This window comes from Streptococcus oralis (assembly GCF_003943415.1).
Lineage (GTDB): Bacteria > Bacillota > Bacilli > Lactobacillales > Streptococcaceae > Streptococcus > Streptococcus oralis_BJ.
On sequence record NZ_RJPK01000004.1, the window covers coordinates 13,348 to 26,194 of the forward strand.

Annotated in this window: 12 protein-coding genes; all 12 read right to left on the reverse strand. The window is 42.5% G+C overall.

Features of this window, described 5'->3' with window-relative positions; genetic code table 11:
* Positions 1 to 15 precede the first annotated feature (15 nt).
* Complete coding sequence (gene leuD, locus D8801_RS06015; protein WP_084920735.1) at positions 16 to 609, reverse strand: 3-isopropylmalate dehydratase small subunit; 594 nt, start codon at positions 607 to 609, stop codon at positions 16 to 18.
* A 9-nt stretch (positions 610 to 618) separates the two neighbouring features.
* Entirely contained in the window at positions 619 to 2,001 is a 1,383-nt protein-coding gene (gene leuC / locus D8801_RS06020) for a 3-isopropylmalate dehydratase large subunit (RefSeq protein WP_125848562.1), read from the reverse strand.
* Between the two features lie 3 nt (positions 2,002 to 2,004).
* Positions 2,005 to 2,274: a DUF1294 domain-containing protein gene (locus D8801_RS06025; protein ID WP_125848564.1), complete on the reverse strand. Its 270-nt coding sequence runs from the start codon at positions 2,272 to 2,274 to the stop codon at positions 2,005 to 2,007.
* Positions 2,271 to 3,308 carry a 3-isopropylmalate dehydrogenase gene (gene leuB, locus D8801_RS06030; protein WP_125848567.1) on the reverse strand — a complete coding sequence of 346 codons (1,038 nt, stop codon included), beginning with the start codon at positions 3,306 to 3,308 and terminating at the stop codon, positions 2,271 to 2,273. The genes D8801_RS06025 and leuB overlap by 4 nt, the downstream gene beginning before the upstream one ends.
* An 11-nt stretch (positions 3,309 to 3,319) precedes the next feature.
* Positions 3,320 to 4,882, reverse strand: a complete 1,563-nt coding sequence (locus D8801_RS06035) for a 2-isopropylmalate synthase (RefSeq protein ID WP_125848569.1) — start codon at positions 4,880 to 4,882, stop codon at positions 3,320 to 3,322.
* 314 nt (positions 4,883 to 5,196) lie between these two features.
* Positions 5,197 to 5,853 carry an MmcQ/YjbR family DNA-binding protein gene (locus tag D8801_RS06040; RefSeq protein ID WP_061416961.1) on the reverse strand — a complete coding sequence of 219 codons (657 nt, stop codon included), beginning with the start codon at positions 5,851 to 5,853 and terminating at the stop codon, positions 5,197 to 5,199.
* A 43-nt stretch (positions 5,854 to 5,896) separates the two neighbouring features.
* Positions 5,897 to 6,529, reverse strand: coding sequence for a copper homeostasis protein CutC (locus D8801_RS06045; RefSeq protein ID WP_061416962.1), 633 nt, complete (start codon positions 6,527 to 6,529; stop codon positions 5,897 to 5,899).
* A gap of 93 nt (positions 6,530 to 6,622) precedes the next feature.
* The gene (locus D8801_RS06050) at positions 6,623 to 6,982 is read right to left on the reverse strand and encodes a YbaN family protein (protein ID WP_125848571.1); all 360 of its coding nucleotides are present in this window, start codon (positions 6,980 to 6,982) and stop codon (positions 6,623 to 6,625) included.
* Between the two features lie 106 nt (positions 6,983 to 7,088).
* Entirely contained in the window at positions 7,089 to 9,176 is a 2,088-nt protein-coding gene (gene topA, locus D8801_RS06055) for a type I DNA topoisomerase (protein WP_125848573.1), read from the reverse strand.
* Between the two features lie 117 nt (positions 9,177 to 9,293).
* Positions 9,294 to 10,142, reverse strand: coding sequence for a DNA-processing protein DprA (gene dprA / locus D8801_RS06060; protein ID WP_125848575.1), 849 nt, complete (start codon positions 10,140 to 10,142; stop codon positions 9,294 to 9,296).
* Between the two features lie 82 nt (positions 10,143 to 10,224).
* Positions 10,225 to 10,848: a hypothetical protein gene (locus D8801_RS06065; protein WP_125848577.1), complete on the reverse strand. Its 624-nt coding sequence runs from the start codon at positions 10,846 to 10,848 to the stop codon at positions 10,225 to 10,227.
* Positions 10,849 to 10,993: 145 nt separating this feature from the next.
* Positions 10,994 to 12,817, reverse strand: coding sequence for a translation elongation factor 4 (gene lepA, locus D8801_RS06070; protein ID WP_125848580.1), 1,824 nt, complete (start codon positions 12,815 to 12,817; stop codon positions 10,994 to 10,996).
* Positions 12,818 to 12,847 lie beyond the last annotated feature (30 nt).

Consider the following 12,847-nt stretch of genomic DNA (forward strand, 5'->3'; position numbering starts at 1 on the left):
TCCTTTTCTATTTTTCTAATCCTGCCAGTAGGCCGGTCGTTGTTTTTCATAGGCAGCAATCAAATCTTCATACTGCAAAGTAATACCGATATCATCCAAACCATTTAAGAGCTTGTGTTTCCACTCGCTATCGATTTCGAAAGTGAATTCTCCAACTGGTGAGATGATTTTTTGTTGTTCCAAGTCCACAGTTACCTGATCGGTCGGTTTTAGCTGAGCTAATTTCTCTCTAACCTCCTTGGGCTGAACGATAGGCAACATACCATTATTGAGTTCATTATTGTAATGAATGTCTCCAAAAGACCCTGCAATCACGACCTTAAAACCATAGTCAGCTAGAGCCCAAGCTGCGTGTTCTCTGGACGATCCTGCGCCAAAGTTATCCCCTGAGATGAGGATACTGGCTTTGCGATATTCAGGTCGGTTAAAGACAAAGTCTGGGTCCTCAGTATACTTATCGTCCAGATAACGCCAAGCATACATGAGGTACTTACCAAAGCCTTTTTTATCAATCAACTTGAGAAACTGCTTGGGGAGGATTTGGTCAGTATCAATGTTATCATTCATGAGAGGAACGGTCGTTCCCGTATAAACTGTAAATTTCTCCATATCCTCTCCTTACTGGACCTCTGGCATCTGTCGAACATCTACGAAACGCCCTGCAATAGCTGCCGCCGCTGCCATGGCTGGACTGCAGAGATGGGTTTTAGCACCAAATCCCTGTCTATCCTCAAAGTTGCGGTTACTGGTTGAGGCACAGTGCACGCCATCAGGTACCTTGTCTGGATTCATCCCTAGGCACATAGAGCAACCTGGGTCTCTCCACTCAAAGCCAGCATCCAGAAAGACCTTGTCCAAGCCCAACTTCTCAGCAGCTCGTTTAACAGGACGAGAGCCTGGAACCACGATAGCCGTTAAGTTGGGAGCTATTTTCTTCCCTTTGACAAATCGAGCAGCCAGTTGCAAGTCACTTAGCCGAGCATTGGTACAAGACCCGATAAAAATATATCCTAGTTCAATGTCCGCTGGCTTTTGACCAGGCTCCAAGTCCATGTAATGATAAGCTCGTTCATCATTCATATCCTTAATTTCTGGAAAACTACTGTCAAAGTCAACGCCCATAGCAGGATTGGTTCCCCAAGTCACCATAGGTGCCAAGTCAGAGACATCCATATGGATAACCTTATCATAAACAGCATCATCATCGCTGACAAGCATCTTCCAGTCAGCAACCGCCTCCTCGAAATCTTCTGGAACACATTCCCGTCCCTTGAGATAGTCATAGGTGGTCTGATCTGGATTCATGATTCCCATCTTGGAGCCAAACTCGATGGACATATTGCAGATAGTCATGCGCTCTTCCATGCTTAGTGCATCAATCGCTTGTCCACGATATTCCACCACATAGCCAACACCACAAGCAACGCCATACTTGGCAATCAAGGCTAAAATGTAATCCTTAGAATAAACTCCTTTTTGAGGAACACCAGTGAATTCTACCAGCATTTTCTTGGGTTTAACTTGCCAGAGGGTCTGGGTAGCAAAGACATGCTCGACCTCACTGGTCCCAATCCCAAAAGCGATAGCTCCGAAAGCTCCGTGAGTAGCTGTGTGGCTATCTCCACAGACGATGAATTTTCCTGGTTGCGTCCGTCCTGTTTCTGGACCTACCATGTGAACAATCCCCTGCTTTTCAGAACCGTGGGCCGCATGTTCAATCCCAAACTCCTCAACATTTTCAGCAAGCTTATCAATTTGAGCCTTAGAAATCACATCTCGAATATCGTAGATATTGACAGTTGGTACATTGTGGTCAAAGGTTCCAAATGTCAAGTCTGGCCGTCTCAATCTGCGACCTGCATCTCGCAATCCTTGAAAAGCCTGAGGACTGGTCACCTCGTGAATATAGTGCTGATCCACATACATGAGTTGGGGCTGCCCCTCTTCTCCTGTGATGACATGGCGGTCCCATAATTTATCAAAAATTGATTTTCCTGCCATCCATTACCTCCAAATAAAATATAAGGCTACTAGTGTGGTCACCATCCCGAGAAACCAAACTGTTTTAAAACACCATTTTCTAGTCTTGTGGTGAAAGGTGATTCCTGCTAGCCAGGCACCAAAACCACCACAAGTAAGAGCCAAAATGAGTAAGATTTTCTCTGGGATGCGCCAAGCACCTATTCTTGCCTTGGATTTGTCAATGCCATAAATCAAGAAAATCAGCAAATTCCAAATCAAGAGAGCTAGCGTGATTCCTTCATTTATCTTCATAATCTTTCAATGATGGCTTCTGTCATTTCCTTAGTAGAAGCCTGTCCTCCTATATCTCTCGTTAAAATTCCTGATGCCAAACTGGCTTCTACAGCATGTTCGATACGCTCCGCATCCTCATAACGTCCAAAACCATCTCTCAACATCATAGCAACTGATAAAATCATGGAAATAGGATTAGCAATTCCTTGACCTGCAATATCAGGCGCTGAACCGTGAATAGGTTCATAAAGACTTGGCCCCTTTTCAGAATGACTGGCTGATGGCATAACCCCAAGTGTGCCAGATAGAACGCTTGATTCATCTGATAGAATATCTCCGAAAAGATTTTCTGTCACGATGACATCAAACTTAGCAGGATTAGTAATCATGAGCATGGCAGCTGAGTCCACCAACTGATGTTCCAAGCTAACATCTGGGAAATCCTGCGCAACTTCCTCAGCCACTATTCGCCAGAGTTTTGATGTTGCTAGAACATTTTGCTTATCGATACTAGTAACGATTTTTCTGCGACTTCTTGCAATTTCAAAGGCCTTACGAATAATCCGCTCTACTTCTTCATAGCTATAGTCATTGATATCACGCGCTTTGCGCTCTTCAAGGATATGATCTCCGAAGTAGATCCCGCCTGTCAACTCCCGCACCACGACAAAGTCCACACCAGCAATTCGTTCTGGTTTAAGTGGTGACAAATGTTTAAGACTCTCAAAGATTTTTACAGGCCGAATATTGGCATAGAGATTGAGTTCCTTCCGAAGAGCCAGCAAGCCTTGTTCAGGCCGAATCGCTGCACTATCATACTGGGGACTACCGATAGCCGCTAGGAGAATAGCATCTGCTTCTCTACATGCCTTGAGGGTTTCATCAGGTAAGGGATGCCCCACAGCATCAATACCTGCACCTCCAAAGGGGCGTCTGTCTATCTCATAGTCAAATCCTGTTTTTGAAGCTAGAGCTTCCAGAACCGTTAAACCAGCTTCCATGATTTCTGGACCGATTCCATCCCCCGCTAGAGCTACTATTTTCTTTGTCATAGCCTTCTCCTTTACACACTAGGCATGTCTCGGTAGGAAACACTGCGCCCCATTTCACCAGCATTCTCTTTTTGAACAAAAGTATTGGCATTGATATAGGCAATAGCCGAAGCCTTCAATACATCGAAATCGAGACCTGCTGCGTTAAAGATGGTTTCTGTATCTCTGTTTTCAACAGTTACCAAGACACGAGCTTGGGCATCAATTCCATCTGTTACCGCATCGATGGTATAGGACACCAAGCGGACAGATTGGTTAAAGAACTTATCGATAGCGTTAAAGATCGCTTCAACGGAACCTTGTCCTGTCGCATTAAATTCGACTTTTTCACCATCCATGTTGGCTAGGCTAACAAGCGCTTCAATGTCATTATCTGCATGAGTTTGAAGTTGTAAATCATCAAAGTGGAAGCCTTCTGGATTTTCAACCATGGTTCCAGCTACCAGAGCTCGAATATCTGCATCTGTGATTTCTTGTTTCTTATCGGCCAGTGCCTTGAACTTAGCAAAGAGTGGTTTGATATCCTCTTCTGTAAAATCTAGGGCCAATTCTCTTAGTTTTTCAACAAAGGCATGGCGACCTGACAATTTTCCAAGCGGAAGACTATTACTCTTAACACCAACCAATTCAGGTGTGATGATTTCATAAGTGAGAGGATTTTTAAGGACTCCATCTTGGTGAATACCCGATTCATGAGAGAAGGCATTGCCACCAACGACAGCCTTGTTTTTAGGAACTGGAATACCAGAGAAGCGAGAAACCATTTCAGACGTATTCATTGTTTCATCCAAAACAATATCACTAGTTGCTTGGAAGAAATCCTCACGAATCTTCAAAGCAACAGCTACTTCTTCAAGAGCAACATTACCTGCGCGTTCACCGATACCATTAATAGTTCCCTGGACACGTCCAGCACCGTGTTTAATTGCTGTCAAAGTATTTGCAGTTGCCATACCGAGATCATCGTGACAGTGAACACCAAAGACAACTTTATGATCTGATTTAATATTTTCAGTCAAGTGATCAAAGATACGTGCAAACTCTTCTGGAGTCGTAAAGCCAACTGTGTCAGGGATATTGATATAAGATGCACCTGCATCGACCGCTGTTTGAACGACTTGTAAGAGGAAATCCAGCTCTGTTCTGGTCGCATCCTCTGGAGAAAATTCGACCACTTCAAACTTAGAACGTGCGTAAGAAACATGTTCCTTGATAGCTTCTAAAATCTCTTCCTTGCTCTTATTGAGCTTATACTTGCGATGAATCGGACTGGTAGCAATAAAGACATGAATTTGTGGATACTTGGCATCCTTAAGCGCCTCATAACAAGCATCAATATCAGATTTTACAGAACGAGCTAATCCTGTCACTGCTGTTTTTTTCATGACTTTAGCAATTTCTTGAACGGCTATAAATGAATCTGGACTAGCAGCCGGAAAACCAGCCTCAATTACAGAAATACCCCATTTCTCCAACTGTCTTGCAATGGAAACTTTTTCCTTTATTGAGAAGTTAACACCAGGTGTTTGTTCCCCATCACGAAGGCTTGTATCAAAAAATTCAACTGTTCGCATAAGATTTCCCCTTTTCCAAATGTGGTTTTAAAAAAACATCTCGCTCGGGAACCCAAGCGAGATGTTGATTTACTCCCGCTTGGTAAGCCAAACAGGACTAATGCTTCTGCACTAGCCCGAGTACCTCAACAACAAAGCAAATTGATTAAACTTAGCTGTTTTCATGTTTGACTTTCTCCTTCGTTTGATATCTTGTTTAGTATTTTAGCATAGCCAAAAACACTTGTCAAGAAAAAATCCATTATTTTCTGAAAATTTCTTCAGTAAAGAATATTTTGTTAATTAAAAGTATTTGAAAATACAAAGGTATTTCCTTACTTTTTCAAAGTCAAATTCCAACTAGTTTCCAGCAAATCTAGAACTTCTTCATCAGATAAAGTACCATCAAGAGCAAGACTAATCCAGTAGCGTTTGTTCATATGAAAGGCTGGGTAAATTCCCTTTTGCGAAAGCAAGGCAGCTACTTGGTCATGTTTGAGGTTGACTGCTTCCACTAGCCCTTCTCTCCCCTTATCTAGCCTATCCCAAGGAATTCTCATTAAAACAGCATACCACTTTTGATTGCCTTCATGGCGCAATACAGCTGTATCAGGCGACTTTTCCCACAGATACTCCAACTGATTGCCATACTTTTCTTGAACTTGAGCCATGATACGCTTAGTCTGAGGACAGATAAAATCCTGTACATCAAAGCAAGCCTTCCGAATCTGGTAGAGAATCTCCAAACAAGCCTTACGAACACTTCCGACAAAACTTCCCCTCATACTTTCCATATGTACTTGAGGATAGAGGTCACCCGTTTCCTGATCAAAGACCTGAAAACTCACATCATCAGTAGTGATAGAGACTGTCATGAAAAAGTCACCCTGAAAAATCTGGCAACTGTAAGTCCAGACTTCCTCATTTTCTACAAAACCATAGGCATGGGCTTTTTCTTTATTAAACTGATAGGATTTAAAAATTTCAAACATAAGTGAAAACTGCTACCAAAAGCTAGCAGTTCCTTTCTATTTTTTAAAAGACAACCTTAGTTCCATGCAGTTGTGTCACTCCCAACTGTTCGATAAAGGTTTGACGGTTGTCCAAGTCAATCCCCCCACCTGGTAGAATTTCAATTTTACCTTTAGCATGTTCCAAAATTCTGTGATAATGAGCGAAACGTTTCTCTAGCGAGTCACCAGACACCCCAGCACGAGTCAAGATACGAGTGACACCAGCTTGGCTGAGCCAGTCAATGGCTTCCAACTGGTCTTCATCACTTAATTCATCAAAGGCCATGTGAAAGACAATTTCCATTCCTTTAGATGCGGCAATCAGCTTCTCAAGATTAGCCTTATCCAACTTCTTATCAGCAGTTAAAGCCCCAAATACAACCCCTTGACTTCCAGCCTGTGCAATCAAACGAATGTCTTCTAGCATGATTGCTATTTCCATATCAGTATAGACAAAGTCGCCACCACGGGGACGAATCATGGTCATAATGATGCTATCGTAGTTAGCTGCCAGTTCAACCGCTGCCTTGGTCACTCCATAGCTAGGTGTTGTTCCTCCTACTGCTAGATTGTCACAAAGTTCGATTCGACGAGCTCCAGCCTGCATCGCTTTTTCTAGCAAGGTCACATTTTCAGCACAAAATTCGTAAATCATTTGATTCTCCTTGATGTTTTCTTTAAATTTATTATATCATATTGCTTTAAATATGCTTTCATTTTTATCAAGGCAAATAACTACTATTTTTATCTATTCTTTGTCAGGAATGACTTTAAAGAGATAATAGGTGATAAAGACAGTCAGGGCTCCCAGACCGATTTTGACTGGCAAAAGAGGGGCAAAATAAATAGAAATTCCCATCAAGATATAGATAGATACGATGATTTTTTTCTTGCGTTCACGCGCTATAGACTTGGTTTCCCGAAAATCAGCTACATAAGTCTGATAGAGCTTGGTGTGATAAAGCCAGTCTTCAAAACGCTTAGAAGATTTTGAAAAGCAAGCGATAGACAGCAAAAGAAAGGGAGTTGTTGGTAAGAGCGGCAGGACAACACCTACAAGAGCTAGAGCCAAAGAAATAAAACCAATACAGAAATAAATAATGCGCATAACTTCTCCTAGATAAATTACTCTTCCTCTAGTTTCGCATACAGTGAGGAAATTTGTCAAGCTTCAAGTAAAAAGAGCCTGAAATTCATTTTCAGGACTCTGCATTTTATTTGATCTTTTCCTCTTCGTAGTCGCCATTACTACATACAACTTGCTTGCCACCACCACGGACTTTTTTCTCCACAAGGAAGTGTCCGCATTTTGGACAGTCACGGTCAATCGGTTTGTCCCAGGAAGTAAATTCACATTCTGGATAGCGATTGCAACCATAAAAGATACGATTGCGCTTGGTTTTGCGTTCGATGATTTGTCCTTGATGACAGCTTGGACACTCGACACCAATCTCTTTGACAATCGCTTGTGTATGACGGCAGTCTGGGAAATTGCTACAAGCATAGAATTTACCAAAACGACCGAGCTTAATCACCATCGGACTACCACAGACTTCACAGTCAAATCCAGCTGGTTCATCCTTGATCTGAATTTTTTCCATTTCTGCTTCAGCCTTGGCTACTTCTTTAGAGAATGGTTTGTAAAAGGTGTCAATAACACGTTGCCACTGCTCTTTTCCAACTTCGACATCATCCAGTTTTCCTTCCATCTCAGCTGTGAAGGTCACGTTTACGATATCTGGGAAATATTCAACAATGAGTTTATTAACAATTTCTCCCAACTCTGTCGGTTCAAAGCGTTTGGCTACCAGACGAACGTAGTATCGTTTCTGGATGGTTTCAATGGTCGGAGCGTAGGTTGATGGACGTCCAACCCCATTTTCCTCCAAGGTCTTGATAAGCGTTGCTTCTGAATAGCGAGCAGGTGGTTGGGTGAAATGTTGTTCTGGCTTGCTATTGACTTGCTTGACCACATCTCCAACAGCCATGTCTGGTAACATCTTGTTCTTGTCAGAATCATTATAAATAGCAAGATAACCATCAAACTTAACCTGACTACCATTGGCAGCAAATTGGACCCCATTTTGAGACAATTTAACAGCCATGGTATCAAAGATAGCTCCCGTCATCTGGCTGGCCACAAAACGGTTCCAGATAAGGGTATAGAGCTTGAGCTGGTCTTTATCCAAGTACTTAGCGATACTTTCTGGTGTATTAAAGACACTAGATGGACGAATAGCTTCGTGGGCATCTTGAGCGCCTGAGGCGTTCTTGACCTTGCTACCATGCTTGGAATACTTGCTACCAAAACGGTCGTTAATGTAGCTTGCAGCTTCATTCTGAGCTACTGGACTGATACGAGTCGAGTCTGTACGCATATAGGTAATCAAACCTTGCACACCCGATCCGATATTGATCCCTTCATAGAGCTGTTGAGCCACCATCATGGTCTTTCGAGTACGGAAATTGATTTTGTTAGCCGCATCCATCTGCATGGTTGAAGTCGTATAAGGTAGGGGCGCATTGCGTTTGCGCTCTTTCTTATCTACCTGATCTACTGTAAAATCTTTGCTCGTTAGGTGGGACAAGACTTCTTTGACTTCTTCGTTGGTGGTCAATTTCATCTTTTTGCCATTCATACCATAGAAAGAAGCCTGAAATTGCTTGGTACCCTTCTTAAAGACACCATCAATTGTCCAGTATTCTTCTGGTTGAAAGGCATTGATTTCATTTTCACGGTCAATGATGAGCTTAAGGGCAACAGACTGCACACGTCCTGCTGATAAGCCCTTCTTGACCTTTTTCCACAAAATTGGCGAAATCGAATAGCCTACCAAGCGGTCCAAGACACGACGAGCTTGTTGGGCATCGACCAAGTCCATATCAATCTTGCGAGGTTCTTTAAAGGCATTTTTTACAGCGTCCTTGGTGATTTCATTAAAGACCACACGGTTGGCATCATTTTCATCCAAATCGAGAATATGAGCCAAATGCCAGGAAATCGCTTCTCCTTCACGGTCCGGGTCACTTGCCAGAAAGACTTTATTGGCCTTTTTGGCTTCCTTTTTCAGGTCATTAATGAGAGGACCTTTTCCTCGGATATTGATATACTGCGGTTCATAGTTATTTTCAATGTCGACTGACATACTGGATTTTTTCAAATCACGGATATGTCCGACACTGGCTAAAACCTTGTAATTTCTGCCTAGATATTTTTCAATCGTTTTCGCCTTGGCAGGCGACTCCACGATGACTAGATTTTTCTTAACTGTTGATTTTTTCTTCTTTGTTGCCGTAGCCACACTATCACACCTTTTCAAAGTAATAAACTTTATAAAGTGTAAACCATTTTTCTATAGCTGTCAAGACTTAACTCCTATAGTATAGAAGAAAAGTTTATCTGAGTGAACAATTTCTCCTTAAAATTCAAACTCTGCTAGCACATCTTGACCACTGGAAATCAGTTTTGCTCCCTCTTGGATCAAGTGGTGACAGCCATCTGAATGGCCATCTAAAATGTTCCCTGGAATGGCAAAGACATCGCGTCCTTCCTCCATAGCACGCTCACAGGTGATGAGACTCCCCGAACGCATCCTTGCCTCTGCTACAATAACCCCACGACACAGTCCTGCTATGATACGATTTCGAGCTGGAAAATGAAATTTCAGAGGTTGCTCGCCAGGTCCATATTCACTGAGAACCAGATGGTCATTGCCAATGTACTCCTGCAATCGTTTATTGACTTTAGGATAAAACACATCCAATCCTGTTCCAATCACAGCAATCGTTTTTCCACCATTCTGGAGTGCAGCCATGTGGGCAGCCGTATCAATCCCTTTAGCCAAACCACTGACCACGATTAACTCGTTTTCCAAACCTTGAATGACTCTCTGAACCGACTTTGCACCCTGACTAGAACATGAACGACTCCCTACAACAGCAACCTTTGGAAACTTCAGCAAGTCTAGATTTCCCTTATAAAACAAAAGCGCTGGAGCATCATAAATCTCACTCAGATCCCAAGGATAACAGTCGTCTAAAATGGAGAAAGATGGAAATTTTTGAAACTCCTTCTCCAACTGCACATCATCTATCTGGAAATAGCGTTCCATAAAGACAGCGGGATTTCTGCAACCAGAGATTTCTGCAATATCTCCTAATAAAAGTTCTTGATCTACAGTTTCGTCATATTCAAGGACAGTTAAAATCTGTTGATTGGTCAGGCCAGCTTTTCTCAATTTGTAAATCTCATAGTTTGTGATCTTCATATACAACTCCATTTCTTTTGCTACTCATCTATCTATTCGTAAAAATAGCAAAAAGAAGACCAGTTGATCTTCTTTTTTTCATTTATTCAGATTTAGTAGTTGACCAGCTACTTTCAACCATTGGTAAGATTGTTTTTAAAGTTTCTCCATCCCCTTCAAGTGAAACATAGCGGATTTTACCATCATTTGATCGGAAAACCCAGGTAACGAGATATTTCCCTGACTTAGCAATTGCATTGACAACATAGGCTTCATAACCTCCAATGGTCGATTTGGAGCCCCAAACCTTACTGAAATCAGAGCTTTGTTCTTTGGAAGTTAAAATACTAGATGAGACAGTCACAACATCCAGTTTAGCATATTCTTCTTCGCTGATATTAAACTGCTCAACCTTGAAGGTATTCAGCGTAACAATGTTGATATCTGTTCCATCGCAATACTGTATATCATTTCCACCTTCTACTTCATGGAATCGAACCCATGATTTGGGTACCTTGTCAAAACCATATTCATTCGAACCGATGGTTTGCGTCTCTTCCTTTTTCGCTTCAGAAACGGCAGAGCTAGAGCTACTCGTTTCCTGACTGCTAGAAGAACTAACAACTGCAGACGAACTTTCTTCGGTTGCTGTTTGTGATTTATTGGAGCATGAAGCTAGAAAAACACTAGCAGTAACTACAGTACCTAAAATTACTAATTTTTTCATCCTACCACCTTTCCATCCGCATTATAAGAAAAATAAGGACTTCTGTCAAATTCTAACCTAATCTATTCTGTTAGTTTCCGATTTTATAGCTCTCATTTAAAGCAAAAACTCTTGAAAAATCTTCAAGAGTTTGTGTTTCAACTTTCTATTCTTCATCCATACTTAAGACGCTGAGGAAGGCTTCTTGAGGGACTTCGACAGAACCAATGGCTTTCATACGCTTCTTACCAGCTTTTTGTTTTTCAAGAAGTTTGCGTTTACGGGAAACGTCACCACCATAACACTTGGCAAGTACGTTTTTACGAAGGGCCTTGATATCGGTACGAGCCACGATTTTGTGTCCAATAGCTGCTTGAATTGGCACCTCAAACTGTTGACGAGGGATGATTTTCTTGAGCTTATCAACGATGAGTTTCCCACGTTCGTAGGCAAAATCCTTGTGAACGATAAAGCTGAGGGCATCGACCTTATCTCCATTGAGAAGGATATCCATTTTGACCAGCTTAGATGGACGGTACTCTGACAATTCGTAGTCAAAGCTTGCATAACCACGCGTCGAAGACTTGAGCTTATCAAAAAAGTCAAAGACAATTTCAGCAAGCGGAATTTGATAGATGACATTGACACGATTGTCATCAATATAATCCATGGTCACAAAGTCCCCACGTTTGCGTTGAGCCAATTCCATTACTGCCCCAACAAACTCCTGTGGTACCATAATCTGAGCCTTGACATAAGGTTCTTCAATGGTCGCAATCTTAGTTGGGTCTGGGAATTCTGATGGGTTAGATACATCCATAGACTCACCGTCAGTTTGGTTAACCTTATAGATAACAGATGGAGCTGTCATGATGAGGTCGATGTTAAACTCACGCTCCAAACGCTCTTGGATAACATCCATATGAAGAAGTCCAAGGAAACCACAACGGAAACCGAATCCCAGCGCCTGAGATGTTTCCGGCTCAAACTGCAAGCTGGCATCGTTGAGTTGCAATTTTTCAAGGGCTTCACGAAGGTCATTGTACTTGTTTGACTCAATTGGGTAAAGACCCGCAAAGACCATAGGGTTCATTTGCTTGTACCCATCTAGCACTTCAGCTGCAGGATTGCTTGCTAGGGTCACTGTATCTCCGACACGCGTATCCTGAACCGTCTTGATAGAAGCCGCAATATAACCAACGTCACCAGTTGCAAGGAAATCTCGCCCTACTGCTTTCGGAGTGAAAATTCCGACCTCCGTCACATCAAAGGTCTTTCCATTGCTCATGAGCTGAATCTTATCGCCAGGTTTGACTACCCCATCCATGACACGAACTTGGAGAATAACCCCACGGTAAGCATCGTAGACAGAGTCGAAAATCAAGGCCTTGAGTGGCGCCGTTACATCACCAGTTGGGGCTGGCACTTTTTCAACGATCTGCTCAAGAATCTCTTCGATACCAATACCAGCTTTGGCCGAAGCTAAGACCGCTTCGCTGGCATCCAGTCCGATGACATCCTCAATCTCTGTACGCACACGCTCTGGATCGGCTGCTGGTAGGTCAATCTTGTTAATGACTGGCAGAATTTCCAAATCATTGTCCAAAGCTAGATAAACGTTAGCAAGAGTTTGCGCCTCAATCCCTTGGGCCGCATCAACCACCAAAATAGCTCCTTCACAGGCAGCTAGCGAACGCGACACTTCATAGGTAAAGTCCACGTGCCCTGGCGTGTCAATCAAGTGGAAAATATAGGTCTCCCCATCTTTCGCAGTGTAATTCAGCTCGATGGCATTGAGTTTAATGGTAATCCCACGTTCACGCTCAAGATCCATACTATCCAAAAGCTGGGCTTGCATTTCACGACTAGAAACCGTCTCCGTCTTTTCCAAAATGCGGTCCGCAAGCGTTGACTTACCGTGGTCAATATGGGCGATAATAGAGAAGTTTCGAATCTTCTCCTGTCGTTTTTTTAATTCTTCTAAGTTCATGATGCTCTTCCTTTCAGGGTATCTATTAAT